This is a genomic window from Psychrobacter pygoscelis (assembly GCF_004335015.1).
Lineage (GTDB): Bacteria > Pseudomonadota > Gammaproteobacteria > Pseudomonadales > Moraxellaceae > Psychrobacter > Psychrobacter pygoscelis.
Map to the genome: position 1 here is coordinate 594,674 of NZ_RQRU01000002.1, position 15,871 is coordinate 610,544.

Sequence of the window (15,871 nt, forward strand, 5' to 3'; positions counted from 1 at the left end):
CTCCTAGCAATGTCATCGAGCTTCTCAAGAGCATTATGACGACTAATTTTGATTGATAACGATGACTTTTATTTTATAGTAAAGTTATGCTATTTACTTTGGCTGCAGTGCAATCACTTGACCACGAACCCCAATACTATCATCGCTCATTAAACACACATAGCTTGGCATTAGCGCCTCTGGTGTCTTAAGACTCATGGGGTTCTCACCTGGATAAGCATGAGCGCGCATATTGGTTCGGGTAGCTCCTGGGTTGATACAGTTGAAGCGTAGATTGGTCGTGGCTTGGGTCTCTTGGGTAAAGATATCGCTCATCCCCTCCACACCTTGTTTAGATAGCGCGTATGCACCCCAAAAGGCACGCGGGGTCGTCCCCACGCTGCTAGAAGTAAATACCACAGAGCCATTATCCGCCGCTTTAATTAGTGGCAATAAGGCTTGGGTCAGCATAAACACTGAGGTAAAGTTGACCCTCATCACCTGTGAAAAGATATCGACGTCATACATTTCAAGCGGGGTCAGCTCACCTAACACGCCAGCGTTATGCAAGATACCATCAAGCTGGCCTATCTCTTTATTGATTAGATTCTCAAGCTGCTGCATCTCCGCATAGCTTGCGCTCTCTAGATCCATCGGTAGCATGGCAGGCTGCTTACCGCCTTGGGCTTCGATTTCGTCATAGACACTTTCAAGCTTGCTTATGGTCTTACCGAGCAGCAATACGGTGGCCCCATATTTTGCGTAAGTCAGTGCTGCCACCCTACCAATACCATCTCCTGCACCAGTGACCAAGATAGTCTTGCCTTCAAGGCAATTGGGGCTTGGCTGATAGGTACGGATTTGCTCGTGGCTGAGAGAAGGTGTGGTGCTGATCGTCGCTTGGCTCATCGTCTCTAACTCAAAGTTTATGGATTAAAAAATACTGAAAAATGCGTAATAAATAAGCAGTCGAATTTACTACAATGATAGTGATAAGGATGGTGATACTAGTAGATGCCACCCCACTATACGGCTACGTAGTATCAACTTATAAATAATCAAACTGTGCTGACTTTAATAGTGCTGCTAGTGCTGCTGGTGAGTCAACTATAAAGTCCGCCCCCCAGTCTGACAGATTGGCTTGGTCTTCTGGTGGAATATAGCCATAGCTTGCCAATACGGTGATCATTCCCGCGGCATTGCCTGACTCAATATCACGAAGGTGATCGCCCACATAAATCACTGTACTGGCGATGCCACGTGGCAACCCCAGCTTTTCTAGAGCCAAATACATAGGCTCTGGATCAGGCTTTGTGTGACGGACATCATCGGGGCAAACGAGTACCGTACAGCGCTCTGTTAAGTCCAAGGCGGCTAGCAGCTTTTCAGCCAGATAGCGCGGTTTATTAGTGACGATACCCCAAGGTGTGCCATGACCTTCTAAAGTGCTCAATACTGAATCAAGCTGGTCAAACACGGAGCTGTCCACACAGATATCCGCTTCATACTCATCTAAAAACTGCTGACGGTAGCTTTGGAGCACCTCATCACTGATGGGCTGTTGATTGTGCGATAAGATGAGCTTGACCATAGCAGAAGCGCCCGCAGATACTTGCTCACGAATAGCACTGTCATCAGGGGCTTGCCAGCCATGCTGCTCGCTCATACGTTTTATAATCCGTACAAAATCTGCGGCGGTATCTATGAGGGTGCCATCTAAGTCAAACAGTACTGCTTTTACAAATTGGGTCATCAGTTAAGCTCTTCAATCAATAAATTAACACACCAAGAGGCCTATTAACTTTTAAATGGTTCAATAGTTAGTTTTGGCTAATACAAAGACCGTAGAGGCTAGACAAGGTCTAGAGCAGACAGGTGTCCTATTCACTCGCTATTCACTCGCATCGTGAGGCTTTTTAACCGCCATCATATAGTTCACATCCACATTTTGTGCCAGCCAGTAACGCTTGGTTAGAGGATTGTAGTGCAGCCCAATTAAGTCTTGACGGCTAAAGCCTACCATCGTTGCCATTTTATCAAGCTCAGCTGGGGTAATAAACTTGCCGTAATCATGAGTGCCGCGATCTAATAATCTCAGCACATACTCTGCCCCAATAATCGCAAATAAGTAAGACTTTGGATTACGGTTAATGGTAGATAGGACACAAACACCGCCTGGCTTTAGGAGATCAAAGCACGCCTGCACAATCGCACTAGGGTCTGGTACGTGCTCAAGCATCTCCATGCAGGTCACGACATCGAACTGTCCTTTATTAGCAGCTGCAAAATCTTCAGCGGCAATGTGCTCATAGCGTAGGGTAGCAAGACCGCTTTGCTCCGCATGCACGGTGGCAGCCTTAAGGTTCTCAGTGCCTAAATCGATACCCGTCGCATCAGCACCGCGGCGCGCCATTGATTCTGTCAATATCCCACCGCCGCAGCCAATATCGACGACGCGCAGACCTTCTAAATCGGTATTCATACCTGCCAAAACATTATCACTGATCCAGTTCAGTCGCAGCGGGTTTATTTCATGAAGCGTTGCAAAGGCCCCTTGCTTATCCCACCACTCATCAGCAAGTTTTGTAAATTTCGCAACTTCATCATGATCGACATTGAGATGTTGCGCCGACTTATCTAAAGACGGATTGCTGGTATTTGAGTCATCATTGTGCGTGGCAGTGGTCATAAAAAGCCCTTTTAATTTTGGCACTATCAATAGTATTAATGAACTAAAAAGCGACAGAACACACGCCAAATGCGGCGCTCGCTCCCTGTCTTTTTTCAATTATAATGCAATCTTTATATATTGGGGTAAAGGATTGTTTCTGATATCTCTCAAGTCGTGATGAAATAAAACAAGCTAACAGGGATACTACGTTTGCTTAAGAATTTTACGAACAAATCTTGCCCACAATTTTATGAGATACGTTATCATAGCATTATACAATTTTTAAAGATTTTGCTAATGGACTTCAAAAGCGGTTGGTATATTGCCAACTTTGCCTTGGCTTTATTTAAGGCTAAATCGCTGTCCATGATGCTCAATATCCATCTATCAACGTGAATTCAGTAAGGATGACGTATGAAACGCTTCGCTGCTTTAACCGGACTAGCGGCCGCTATTGGTCTTGCTAGTATGTCTGTCAATGCTGCTGACTACCAAGCTGGCAAAGACTACAAAGTATTGAGTAACCCAGAAAAAATCACTGATGATGTGATTATTGTTCGTGAATTTTTTTGGTATGGTTGCCCGCATTGCTATAACTTAGACCCTTATCTACAACAATGGGCCAAGACCAAAGACAAAGACGTCGCCTTCTTTAAGACTCCAGCCGCGCTAAACCCTGTTTGGGAAGCTAATGCTCGCGGATTTTATGCGGCGCAGCTCCTCGGCTATGAAGACAAAACCCATGATGCCCTATTCAAAACTATCCACGAAGGTGGCAAAAAGCTCTTTGACCAAGACTCGCTAAGTAAATGGTATGCCAGTCAAGGAGTGGACCGTAAGAAGTTTAATAGTCTGTACAACTCATTTGCCGTTGGTACTAAGATTGGGCGCTCAAAAGAAGGGGCGAAACGCTATCAATTGACTGGCGTTCCTGCGGTGGTCGTCCAAGGTAAATACGTGGTAACGGGTGAAGGTCCACAAGTGGTAAAAGTAGTAGACTACTTGGTCGATAAAGTACGCGCTGAGAAGCAATAAGCCAATATTAAATATTCAAACTGAGCGTCTGTGCGCCAGTGTTAGCATAAAAAAAACCGTCTATTGATAATAACAATAGACGGTTTTCTTTTGGCTGAAATGAACTTGAACTAGAATCAATGACTGCTCTAAGGATAAGCAAATATTCTAAACCAGACGTTGTCAGTTGATCAGTAGCCATAAGAGCATCAGGCTAAAGCAACCATCACCCAAAACTAATCCAGCTGCGATAAAATCGCGACTTCTTTGATATAGCTAACCAAATCCGCTTCAGACTCGGCCAGTAGCTCATCATCATTCATATGCTTGGCATATTCAATCCATAATAACAGCTGATAGAGACTGTTCTTTTCAGCCGCTTTAAACTGCTTGCAAAATAGCTTTAAGGTGCCATCATCATGGATATTTAAGCGAGTAATCCAAGACTCGACTTTAGCAGCTTGCTCAGGGCTAAAGCGGATTTGAAATAAGGCAGCTACCAAGTCATGGCGGTTTTCTTCACTAATTAGCTTACCAATACGCTTAATTTGTCGATTACGTGCATTGGCACTGGTAATGTCAGTAAGTGTGGTCAATTCATCCAAAAAGTACTCAGTCGCTGGCAGCTTTTTCATCTGTTTTTTAGACAGTTGGGCTAATGGTTCAGCCAAGCGCTGTAAGCGTTCATGGGCTTTTTTTAATTCAGTGCGAGAGACTCGCATGTCATGTTCTGACCAATCAATCATATAATATTCTCAGGTAACTAGGTTATTCGGGAATATGAGCCGTATTCTACTGTTTATAACACTTGACCCACTGCATACTACTAGTATGCACTATACAGGCCAACGCGGCTTCTCTTTATGCTTTGCAAAGACACTAAGACTCTTAGGCAGACTCTGCGATAGCGACTCATGGAGGGCCTCAGTTATAAAGACGGAGCGATGCTTGCCGCCGGTGCAGCCAATAGCTACCGTAACCGTATGGCGGTTATTATGCAAGAACTCAGGCAACCAGCGCACTAAGAATTGATGCATGTCATCTTTCATCTCTGCCACCTCTGGATGCTCATTGAAGAATGCAGCCACCTCAGGATCACAGCCGGTCTTTACTCGTAGCTCTGGCCGCCAATGAGGGTTGGGTAAGATTCGCACATCAAATACAAAGTCAGCATCGACAGGCAGGCCATATTTAAAACCAAATGATAGCAAGTTTATCGTCACTTGGTTGTCGACTCCGATATGCTCACGGATGCGCTCTTTTAACTGATGGACATTGTACAGACTAGTATCAATCTTGATATCAGCACGCTGAGCAATCGGCTCTAACAGCTCGATCTCTTTTTTAATCGCCGTCGGTAGATTGTAGACAGGGTTGTCTTTGGTCGCCATTAAAGGGTGGACTCGGCGGGTAGCATTAAATCGCGCCACCAATACTGGCTCTTGCGCCTTTACGTATATCACCTTAACCGCATTTTCACCAAAGAGCGCTTTGAGGTCTTCATGGATAATCGGGAAGTTCGACAAATCGGCGCGGGGCGTTCGGACATCGACGCCCAATGCGACCTTGGTAATTCCCCCTTCTCCAACAAGCTTGGCCGCCGCATCAGGCACTAAAGATAAAGGCATATTATCGATAGCGTAGTAGCCAAAGTCCTCTAAGATATTAAGCACAGAAGTCTTACCAGAGCCTGAGCGCCCCGAAATAATAAGCACTCGTACCTCTGAGTTCTTATCCCCTATCGAGCCTACGCTCGAGGTTGTTACATCCTTTTTATCCGGCGTCATTGGGTAGAGTCCTATTGATAAGTAGAGGGTTGATAATTAGTTACCCCTAGGGGCTGGCAAGATATTATATTAATCAAGGAGTGTTTACTTGCACTTCTTGATTGTCTAACAGTCGAGCTTTGCCAAGCCACGCAGCCGTTAAGATAACCAAATTCTTATCCTGATAAGCATCGGTGATATCCGATAAATCTTGAGTCTTAACTTCTAGATAGTCAACATTAAATCCAGACGCATTGATTCGGTGGATTGTCTCATTGATTAAGCTTTGTAAGTTACATAGAGCTGTCTTGTTATCGATAGTATCGAGCGAGCTTGACGCAAATTGATCAGAGTGAAGGTGTGCGCCTTGGGCTAACTTGTCAGCCAACCTGACCACTTCTTGATGGAGCGTTGGTGCAATCTGGCGCTCAGACTCAGTAAGGTATTGGTTGCGTGACGATAAGGCTAGGCCATCATCAGCGCGAACTATGGGCGCACCGATGATCTCAATATCATAGCTCAAATCACGTACCATCTGACGAATAATAGTAAGCTGTTGGTAATCCTTTTTCCCAAAGATAGCCATATTAGGCTGAACGATGTTAAATAGCTTACTTACCACTAACCCTACGCCATCAAAGTGTATTGGTCTAGACTTGCCGCACAGCTGCTGGCTAATCGTGCCAGTCAATACTTGCGTCGGTGGTGGCATCACTGGGTACATCTCACTAACGCTTGGGGCAAACACATAATCGACTCCTGCATCACTAAGCTTGGCCGTATCTGCCTCTAGGGTACGAGGGTAGCTGTCTAAATCTTCACCAACACCAAACTGTGTGGGATTAACAAAGATACTCACAACAACAATATCAGCATTCGCTTTGGCACGCTTTACTAGCTCGATATGGCCGGCATGCAGGTTACCCATCGTCGGTACTAGGGCGATGCTCTTGTCATTACGTAGTGGCTTTAGAGTGTCACGAAGTGAGGCAATAGTGGTAAAGGTAGTGGTCATCATTGGCTCCCGCTAAATTTAGCATTTGATAAAAGTATGACTGTTAGGATCGGTTGAACATTGGTCTTTGTAGCGGCAACTGACATGTTAAGGTATTGAGGTATATAAACAGTACTTTAATCAAGGCGACAAACGCAGTTAATAGTGAGAGTTATAAATCCAGCATACGACTATCTAGCCAACTCTTTCACAAAAGCACAATTACTCTAAAATCCTTATAACTATTAGGACTTTTGGGTATTCACTCAACGGACACTAACTATTTTTTACTACAAAAAATACGCCACTGCTAAATGTACTTAACAATAGCGCACCTTTGAGACTTAGCAAAACGATATTTAATTAAATTGATGTTCTTCTTTAGGATAACTGCCCTTAATTACTGATTGATGAAATAAAGAAAAAGCACCTTGGACACTGCGCGCTTCATTGTCCTCATCACTCAAAAAATCATGAACAAAGCGGGCAACACGTCCGTGGGTAACGCCGAGCATATCGTGCATGACCAACACTTGACCGTCGGTATCCGCGCCAGCACCAATACCAATCACTGGCACGTCTACAGCTTCTGTTACCGCCTTGGCAAGTGCTGCTGGTACACATTCAAGTAATACTATAGCAGCGCCAGCTTTAACCACAGCTTTGGCATCATTGATAAGCTGAGCTGCGCTATCATCAGACTTGCCTTGGACTTTGTAGCCACCAAAGACGTTAACCGACTGCGGAGTTAGACCAAGATGTACACAAGTTGGAGTGCCAGCGTTCGCAAGAGTGGTAACAATGTCACACAGCTCGCTACCGCCTTCAATCTTAATAACATGAGCGCCAGCCTGCATAACCTTACGGCTATTGGCAATAGCGTCATCAAGGGTGGCATAGCTCATAAAGGGTAAATCAGCCAAAATCAGAGCGTGCTTGTTGCTACGAGCGACATTGGCGGTATGGTAGACAATATCGTCCACACTGACAGGCAGCGTAGAGTCATGACCTTGTACCACCATGCCCAGACTATCACCAATAAGGATAGTATCGACTTCGGCGTTTTCCATCATTTTGGCAAACATTGCGTCATAGCAAGTCAGACAACTGAATTTTCTGCCGTCTTTTTTATATTTATTGAGAGTAGATAAGGTAATCATAGCGGCTCACTTATATGGTTAGCTTGAGCTTAATAAAACTGTTAGCTTAATATAATAAAGGAATCAGGTTATAGAGCTGGATTTAGGCCTAAATCAAAGAGCTAAGATGGTAGATTAGGATAATAGAGTCAGTCCTGACCAATCTTTGCTGGCAGAGAACGCCTGAATCGGCTGACCTTGGATGGTTAATCTTGGATTAAGCTCGGCCAAAGGTACCAAGACAAAGTTACGTTCAAATAGCCCTGGATGAGGGACCGTCAATGTCGGTAAGTCAATCTTCTCGTCGTCAATGAGTAATACATCCACATCAAGGCTACGCTCACCCCAATGACGTAAGCGTACCCGCTCAGCTTGGTGCTCAAGCTGCTGGCAAAACGCCAATAGTACAAGCGGTGTCAGCGTCGTATCAATCTCTACTACCGCATTGACAAAGTCAGGCTGGTCTTGGGGTCCCATCGGCTTAGAGGCGTAGAGTGATGAGCGCCTAGCATGGACAATATCAGGATGCGCCTTTATAGCCGCAAAGGCACTGTTAATATGATCAGTTGGCGCTCCTAGCTCGTTAGCCAAGTTGCCTCCTAGGCCTAGATAACAGCGATAAAAGCGTTGATCCTTATGCGAATTTAACGCACTAGAGTCATCGCTTATCTGCCTAGGGTTTGTGGCTAATTGCCCGCTATGGTGCTCCGATACAGTAGGATTGTTATGCATTAACATTAAGACTCTGTAGACTCACCTTGCCGCTCCGTAACCGTCTTGTCTGAGCTGGGCTGACGACGGCGACGCGTGGCTGGAACGAGCGAACTTTGCTGAATACTATTACTGGCTATAGGCGATTGTACGTCAGGCTCCGCAGTAACAGGACTTTTGGCCGTTCGTTTTTTTACAGCTGGCTTTTTATCGCTCTTTTGCGCCACTTTCTGCTCTGTCATCTGATCAGCTGTACGATTTGACGCGCGGCCGTTGGCTTTTTGCTTAGCGGTCGGCCGCTTAGCTTCAGACTGTTCAGCGGCTGTACTCGTCTTGGTCTTCGTCGCGGTTTTACGAGTGCGCGTAGACTTGCTAGAGGCTGATTCAGCTTCAACATTGATTGAAGGTTCAACGTTAGCTTTGGCTTTATTATTAGCCTTGGCTTTGCTGTTATTGTTACCACTGTTTTTAACATGGGCTTTACTGGCAGTAGCTCCAGTGTTGTTTGATGACTGCGCTACAGCGTCAGAAACCGCCTTATTAGAAGCTACTGCATCAGAAGATGCGGGACTAGAATTAGTTACCCCTTTGGTCTGTTCGGTTTGCGTCACCGTAGTACTTGGTATCCGGCGGCGGCGCTTACTAGGGACGCGCTCTTCTTTTGGTAGTAGGACAGCTTCGTGAGCTGCAAGTTTACTGATATCTTGTGAGATCGCTTTATCGCTAGTCGCTTTTGCTGTGCTTTCCTTCACAGGCTTAGGCGTAGAGCCTTCAAGGTTAACCACACTATTTGTGGCAGCTGACACAGGTTTTTCATGTTTTGCAGGTTTAGCTTGCCTTTTAGGCTCAGCTTTCGCTACCTGCTTAGCGATGGCGGCTTGCTGTGGTACCTGTTTGGCCATCTTTGCCGCATTGATAGTGAATAGTGGCTTCGGCTGTGAGGCCTCTCCCAGCTGATCACCAACCAGCTCGCCTAGAGACAACTTCTGTAGCTGCTCACGCTCACGAGCATAGTGCATATGTTGCGGCTTTGAGCGACCTTCTTGAGATTCAGCTGACCTTCTTGATGCCATTTTACTGTTGGTTTTATTCACTCTTCTATCAGAGCTAACTTGCTGATTATTATCACTATCTTGCTGGGTCTTTCTGCCGTTTGCAGACCTGCTTGACTGCTCCGAGCTGCTATAGGAACTTGCTGCGCTATCTTTAGTTCTTGATTTAGAGCCAGCGTTAGTTTCAGACCTATTTTCCGATTCAGACTGCGAGCTTGGCTGAGCGTTGTGCTCAATGCCCTGCTCAGCTGCTGCTAAGTTCTCATTATCAGTATTTCGAGCGCGATTACGACCGCGTCCACGACTGCGCTTATTGGCACCACGGCGCGCATCGCCTGCGAAATCATCAATTGCCTGCTGCTTTTGCTTATCTGATAATGTTTGGTAGGTCTGCCACCATTCACCCATGCCGTTGGTCGACTCGGATAATGGATTGGCGGCATCATCACAGTGCTCACGTAGCAATAAGAAATCAAAGGCCGCCCGAAAGCGAGGATGATCGGCAAGTTGGCTAATTTGATTCACTCGAGGGTTGGCGAGCTTAGGCTGCATGAGCCAGATATCACGAATGAACTGCTCAGCGAACTTCGGTATGGCTGTTTTGATGCGCTGACGATCGATGACTTTACTCGCCGCTTGCAGCTGGGCATCATGAAATGGCATGTTTTTCTTTTTAAACTTCGCCAACTGATAGAGATAATTGTCCCAAAGTAGCGCTGCATAGAAGAAGGCAGGATTGATACTTTTACCTTGAGCGATGCGTTTATCCGTGTTGATAGCGACTTGATTGACTAAAGCTGTTGGCGTCTCTGGTGGATAAATAATCAGATGACGAATTGCGCCAAATTCAAATAATAAAGGCAACAGAGGGACTAAGTAGCCACCGGTAAACATCTTTTGTGACTCATCGTACAAGCGATGCGGAGAGACCTGCTCAAGCAGTGACCAGTTATCATCATGAAACTGCTCTGAGAGCTCTTTATCAAAGTCAAAGCCAAGCTTAGCTTTAAATCTTAAGGCGCGAAGTAAACGCACAGGGTCTTCTTCAATACGTACTGGCGCATGACCTAATAAACGCAAGGTCTTATTCTCAATATCAGCCAATGCGTTACAAAAATCGTGAACGATGCCCTTAATAGGTTGATAGTACAGGGCATTAATAGAAAAGTCGCGGCGGGCAAAGTCCTGCTCGATATCACCCCAGACATTGTCACGCACGATCATGCCATCACTGGTGGTATGAGCATCGCCATTAGGCGGCGCGCGAAAGGTAGCCACCTCAATCATATCTCGACCTGAGTACACATGCGCGAGTTGAAACCGGCGACCGATAATCCGGCAACGCTTGCCGAATAAGTCTTTGATTTCATGCGGTTTAGCATCAGTGACAGCGTCAAAATCTTTCGGACTGAGTCCTAAAAGGTTGTCTCGCACCCCGCCGCCCACTATATAGGCTTCAAAACCACTTTTACTCAGTGTGGCAATCACTTCAATAATTGAATTGGGTAAGTCAGCTTTACTTAACCCCAACTGCTTGGCTGAACGTTCTGCCATGCATCATACTCCCTACGGACAATCAAAAGCCGCGTATCACTCTAAGTCGCTCAAGAGGACTGATGATAACGCTCGGCATATTCAGACGCTAGTGTAGCAAATTTTCGCCCATCACGGGCGCTGCTTACCTGTAAAAATACGCCTTTAAGCAGCATAGATAGCGATGAGCGCTTAATTTACTAGCTTATAAGACTCAGTTCAAACCTTTAAGCAAAAAATAGTACTTTATCGCACGCGAAGTCGATGTCGATTCTTTTCGATAGTTTTGTCGCCAATACCCTTTACTCGGGTCAAATCTTCTACTTGTGCAAAACCGCCAAACATCTCGCGGTAGAGAATAATTTCCTGTGCTTTACTACTACCCACCCCCTTTAGAGTGGCAAGCTCGCCTTCGCTGGCACTATTGATATTCACTTCAGCGTTATCAATGGTGTTTTGTCGAAAATTATCTTTTCTGGTCTCCTCAGATAGCAAAAAAGCGTAGGCAGCTTTAACATCACTAAAGCATTGCGTTGACTGATCCCCATTTACAAAATTATTGACGTTTTCAGAGTTGGCCATCACAGTCATTGAAGCCATAGCGCTGACCAGCACTATGGCAATAAAAAATGAACTTTGCCAGCCGCTATTCAATATACTCCCCGCTAATTTAACTAATTGCATCCCTAGATTGTTCAGACTTCATGCTGTTTCGACTCCTCCCATAAAGCGTCCATCTCTTCTAAGCTGCTGTCTTCCGGCGACTTTCCTTGCTCAGCAAGCTTGGCTTCAATATAGCCAAAGCGTGACTTAAACTTATGCACACAGGTCAGTGTCGCCGCTTCTGCATCAAGGTTTACTTTGCGAGCAACATTGACCAAACCAAATATACAGTCACCCAGCTCCTTTTCCAGTGCTAGCTGCTGATCCTCTGATAGCGGCTGATTATCTTTTGGCAACGCCGCTTTTAACTCAGCGATCTCTTCCTCCAGCTTTTCGACAGCACCTTCGACACCCGGCCAATCAAATCCAAGCTTACCCGCTGTCTTTTGCAGGGCCTGCGCTTGCATCAGCGCGCTACCTGCTTTGACACCGTCCAATTTGCGCTTAGGCTTACCTCGTGCCTCTCGCGCTTGATTCTCTATTGCCTTAATCTCATCCCAGCGCTGCTTTACTGCCGTATCATCTGCTAAGTTATCACTTTCAAAGACATGCGGATGGCGACGGATTAGCTTTTCTTGCAATGTGGCAATCACATCGCCCATATCAAAGCGACCTTGCTCGGCGTAGAGCTGGCAGTGAAATACCACTTGCAGTAACACGTCACCCAGCTCTCCTTTAATATCTTCATTATCTACGCCATCATCGGCTTGAATGGCCTCAGCAAGCTCATAAGCCTCTTCAATGGCAAAGGGGATTAAGCTATGATTGGTCTGCTTAATATCCCAAGGACAGTCTGCCCGTAGACGAGCCATAAGTGCTAGTAGATCTTGCATCTCTGACGTGGCACTAGGCGTTCCTGAGACGGGTTCGGGTGCAGTGACAGGATGATCTAAACGAGCCTTAGTCGTCATCAACTGGGGTAAATCATTGCTAGCAGTATCTGTCATAATAGAGTCCAAAAGCGGTAATGAATTCATTGGTTTTTAGCATTAGCTTATATTATTGGCTTGTTATATCAATGTCATTTAAACAGTGTAACATTTCAGTCATTGCCTTGTTTGCTCACCTATTTTTGTCAGCCAGTTATAGAGTAATCGCTGTATGGGGCATTAAAAATGAGCAAAAGCTCTCATAGAGACCTAAAGGCTATACGTAAAATGACTGATGCAGTCTATGGTATAAGATCGACGTTATAGTAGGATTGACAACAGTTTAGTATTATTAAATATAACGCTCAATGGTAATTATTATAATGACTAACACGATAATTTCTGAAACCACATCCTCTAAAGCCAACTCCTCTAAAGAAAAAACGTTAACCACTATTGCTGTCATCGGTGCCGGCTATGTTGGGCTATCCAATGCTATTTTACTTGCGCAAGCGCATCTGCAAACCAAGGTGATTTTATTTGATATTGACAGTCGTAAGATAGCACAACTACAGCAGCGCATCTCACCACTACAAGACCGTGAAATTTGTGAATATTTGGCAGACAAGCCCTTAAATCTGACCGCGACGGATGAAGCTAATGATATTTATGAATCCTGCGAGCTTGTCATTGTTGCGACTCCGACCAACTATGATGTGGCGTCAGGAAAATTTGACACCTCATCCGTTGAGGCTAGTATTCGCAGTGTGCGAGGGCAACACGCTACCGTACCTATCGTCATTAAATCCACCATTCCTATTGGCTTTACGGACAGTATGCGAGAGATATTCGATGATAATATTCTATTTATGCCAGAGTTTCTTCGTGAAGGCCAAGCGCTATACGATAATTTATATCCTTCACGAATTATCGTCGGTGCTACTAATGGACAAGCCGAATTTGCCAACTCGCTAATGGCCCTTTATCAAAAAGCCAGCCAATCCCATCGAGAGGGAATATCTGTAACCACGCTATTGATGCCACCGACCGAGGCTGAAGCTGTTAAGCTATTCGCTAATAGTTACCTGGCCACACGAATTGCGTTTTTTAATGAGCTTGATAGCTTCGCTGAGAAGCATAATCTAGATAGTCAATCTATCATTACTGGTGTCAGCTTAGACCCTAGAATTGGTGAGCATTATAACAATCCATCATTCGGTTATGGTGGTTACTGCCTGCCCAAAGATACCCAGCAATTAAAGGCTAACTATATTGGCATTCCTGCCAATCTTATCTATGCAATAGTCGATGCCAATAACACGCGCAAACGCTTTATCGCTAGACAAATAATCGATAAAAACCCAAATAGTATCGGTATCTATCGACTTAGTATGAAAAAGGATGCTGATAACTTCCGCGACTCTGCGGTATTAGATATTATTCAAATATTAAAGCAACATGGCATGACTATTCGAGTTTATGAGCCAGCACTGGCAACAGAGCATTTTGAGGACTGTGAGATTACCCCCGACTTAGCCACCTTTAAACAGCAAAACGATCTTATTGTAGCGAACCGTTGGCATGATGAACTGCTAGATGTAAAAGATAAAGTGTATAGCCGTGATGTCTTTGGCTATAGTTAACCCTCAATAATGAAGGATAATACTTCTATAATTCTGCGCTTTACTCTTACTTACTGTGCTTACATCTTATCCCAGTAGTGATTTCTTAGGGGCTATCCAAGCCGATAGCCTCGATTTGCCTAGCAATTTCAAGTAAACTCTGCAAATAATCCTATACGTGATAAAGCACTCTCCGCTTTGTACTTTGTAAGTATCTGCGTGGAGACGTGAATAATGAATAAGCAGCAAAACTCACATCAAAACAACCATAAATTAACCTTCATTCCTTTTAAGAGACGCTAATGAATTGCTTCCCTAATAGACCCATCACATCTTTTAAAGCCTATGACATTCGTGGAGAGTTGGGTGTCAATCTCGACGAAGACATTGCCTACCGAATTGGACGAGCATTTGCGCAGATACTAACGCAGCAGCGTTATAAGAGTGACTCATTTGCTCAACTTAACAACGCTATTGTTATTGGCTGTGATATTAGGGACTCTAGTGTGTCGCTTAAAGAGGCGACTGCCCAAGGTATTTTGGATGGTGGCGTGGATGTCATCGACCTCGGTATGACTGGAACCGAGGAGGTATATTTCGCGACCAGTCACTATAGCGCACTTGGTGGTATCGAAGTTACTGCTAGTCATAACCCTATTAATTACAACGGCCTAAAACTTGTTCGTGAAGGCTCACGACCAATCAGTAGCGATACTGGACTGGCAGATATTCAAAAGCTGGCAGAGTCTGGCGAGTTTACCCCCGAGAAAACCAAAGGGACTTTAATTAGCAAAACTGACAAGACGGCTTATATCGATCACTTAATGGGCTTTATCGACACTAGCAAGCTAAAGCCGCTAAAAATCGTTATTAACTCTGGCAACGGCAGTGCAGGACCAGTGGTTAACTTACTAGAGCAACGTCTAATTGAAGCCAACGCCCCAATAAAAATAATAAAACTGCATCATGATCCCGATGGTAGCTTCCCAAATGGGATTCCTAATCCGATGATCTTTGCGAACCGCCACTCTACTCAGCAAGCGGTGATCGAGTATCAGGCAGACCTAGGTATCGCTTTTGACGGTGACTTTGATCGCTGCTTTTTGTTTGATGCTGAGGGGGAGTTTGTCGAGGGTAGCTACGTGGTCGGTATGTTAGCCCAAGCGTTTTTGCAGAAACATCCGCATGAGACCATCGTTTATGATCCCCGGGTTATTTATAACACTGAAGCTATTATTAATGACTCTAATGGTCAGGCACAAATCAGTAAGTCTGGTCACTCCTTCATCAAGCAAGTAATGCGCGAGTCAGGTGCTATCTACGGTGGTGAGATGTCAGCGCACCATTACTTCCGTGACTTCTTTTACTGCGATAGCGGCATGATTCCGTGGCTACTCACTATTGAGCTGCTATCTACCAGTGGCAAATCTTTAACTCAACTGGTCAATGAGCGTATCGCAGCTTACCCTAGCTCCGGAGAGATGAACTTTCGTCTAACTGATATTGAGGCCCCAGAAATTATTAAACGTATTGAACATCAATTTGCCCATGCCAATCCTGAAAAAACGATGCTTGATGGGTTAAGTCTAGAATTTGGTGACTGGCGCTTTAATCTTCGCACCTCTAATACCGAGCCGCTAATTCGCCTCAATATTGAAACCAAAGGTGATGAAGCATTACTAAAAGATAAAATTGATGAGATTCAAGAGTGGCTTGAGGGTCAAGGAGCTGTTTTAGCTTGATAAGCAGAGTCAGAGTTAGACCGCGGGGTTGCCATTTACTAGGGCACGCCCCCGCTTTTTGTTGCAGAGACTGTCTCTTCCTTCAATGAATCAAAGGTTAGGGATGAGTTTTATAG

General features: G+C 45.0%; 14 protein-coding genes. 3 read left to right on the forward strand and 11 right to left on the reverse strand.

What is annotated here, in order from left to right; genetic code table 11:
* Positions 1–93: 93 nt before the first annotated feature.
* From EGV92_RS07215 to ubiG, 3 genes are all read right to left on the reverse strand, one after another.
* Complete coding sequence (locus EGV92_RS07215; protein WP_131668541.1) at positions 94–888, reverse strand: YciK family oxidoreductase; 795 nt, start codon at positions 886–888, stop codon at positions 94–96.
* Positions 889–1,027: 139 nt separating this feature from the next.
* Positions 1,028–1,732, reverse strand: a complete 705-nt coding sequence (locus EGV92_RS07220; RefSeq protein ID WP_165525579.1) for an HAD family hydrolase — start codon at positions 1,730–1,732, stop codon at positions 1,028–1,030.
* 138 nt (positions 1,733–1,870) lie between these two features.
* A complete protein-coding gene (ubiG, locus tag EGV92_RS07225; RefSeq protein ID WP_131668543.1) occupies positions 1,871–2,668 on the reverse strand; it encodes a bifunctional 2-polyprenyl-6-hydroxyphenol methylase/3-demethylubiquinol 3-O-methyltransferase UbiG in 798 nt (265 codons plus the stop codon).
* Positions 2,669–3,064: 396 nt separating this feature from the next.
* Between ubiG and EGV92_RS07230 the strand changes: the two genes are divergently transcribed.
* Entirely contained in the window at positions 3,065–3,685 is a 621-nt protein-coding gene (locus tag EGV92_RS07230; RefSeq protein ID WP_131668544.1) for a thiol:disulfide interchange protein DsbA/DsbL, read from the forward strand.
* A gap of 215 nt (positions 3,686–3,900) precedes the next feature.
* Here the strand turns inward: EGV92_RS07230 and yjgA are convergent, their stop codons facing one another.
* The 8 genes from yjgA to mazG form a co-directional block, all read right to left on the reverse strand.
* On the reverse strand, positions 3,901–4,410 hold the full coding sequence (gene yjgA / locus EGV92_RS07235) for a ribosome biogenesis factor YjgA (protein ID WP_131668545.1): 510 nt from the start codon (positions 4,408–4,410) through the stop codon (positions 3,901–3,903).
* Positions 4,411–4,500: 90 nt separating this feature from the next.
* Complete coding sequence (rapZ, locus tag EGV92_RS07240) at positions 4,501–5,451, reverse strand: RNase adapter RapZ (protein WP_131668546.1); 951 nt, start codon at positions 5,449–5,451, stop codon at positions 4,501–4,503.
* 73 nt (positions 5,452–5,524) lie between these two features.
* Positions 5,525–6,445 (reverse strand): pantoate--beta-alanine ligase, encoded by a 921-nt coding sequence (panC, locus tag EGV92_RS07245; RefSeq protein ID WP_131668547.1) that lies wholly within the window; start codon positions 6,443–6,445, stop codon positions 5,525–5,527.
* A gap of 338 nt (positions 6,446–6,783) precedes the next feature.
* Positions 6,784–7,584, reverse strand: a complete 801-nt coding sequence (panB, locus tag EGV92_RS07250) for a 3-methyl-2-oxobutanoate hydroxymethyltransferase (RefSeq protein ID WP_131668548.1) — start codon at positions 7,582–7,584, stop codon at positions 6,784–6,786.
* A 114-nt stretch (positions 7,585–7,698) separates the two neighbouring features.
* A complete protein-coding gene (gene folK, locus EGV92_RS07255; protein WP_242678647.1) occupies positions 7,699–8,301 on the reverse strand; it encodes a 2-amino-4-hydroxy-6-hydroxymethyldihydropteridine diphosphokinase in 603 nt (200 codons plus the stop codon).
* On the reverse strand, positions 8,301–10,880 hold the full coding sequence (gene pcnB / locus EGV92_RS07260) for a polynucleotide adenylyltransferase PcnB (protein ID WP_131668549.1): 2,580 nt from the start codon (positions 10,878–10,880) through the stop codon (positions 8,301–8,303). Before pcnB ends, folK begins: the two co-directional genes overlap by 1 nt.
* Before the next feature lie 225 nt (positions 10,881–11,105).
* Positions 11,106–11,459: a ComEA family DNA-binding protein gene (locus EGV92_RS07265; protein ID WP_131668550.1), complete on the reverse strand. Its 354-nt coding sequence runs from the start codon at positions 11,457–11,459 to the stop codon at positions 11,106–11,108.
* A 95-nt stretch (positions 11,460–11,554) separates the two neighbouring features.
* Entirely contained in the window at positions 11,555–12,355 is an 801-nt protein-coding gene (gene mazG / locus EGV92_RS07270) for a nucleoside triphosphate pyrophosphohydrolase (protein ID WP_242678665.1), read from the reverse strand.
* 419 nt (positions 12,356–12,774) lie between these two features.
* Between mazG and EGV92_RS07275 the strand changes: the two genes are divergently transcribed.
* Both EGV92_RS07275 and EGV92_RS07280 read left to right on the forward strand, forming a co-directional pair.
* Complete coding sequence (locus tag EGV92_RS07275) at positions 12,775–14,034, forward strand: nucleotide sugar dehydrogenase (protein WP_131668551.1); 1,260 nt, start codon at positions 12,775–12,777, stop codon at positions 14,032–14,034.
* A 281-nt stretch (positions 14,035–14,315) separates the two neighbouring features.
* On the forward strand, positions 14,316–15,755 hold the full coding sequence (locus EGV92_RS07280; RefSeq protein WP_131668552.1) for a phosphohexomutase domain-containing protein: 1,440 nt from the start codon (positions 14,316–14,318) through the stop codon (positions 15,753–15,755).
* Positions 15,756–15,871: the final 116 nt, after the last annotated feature.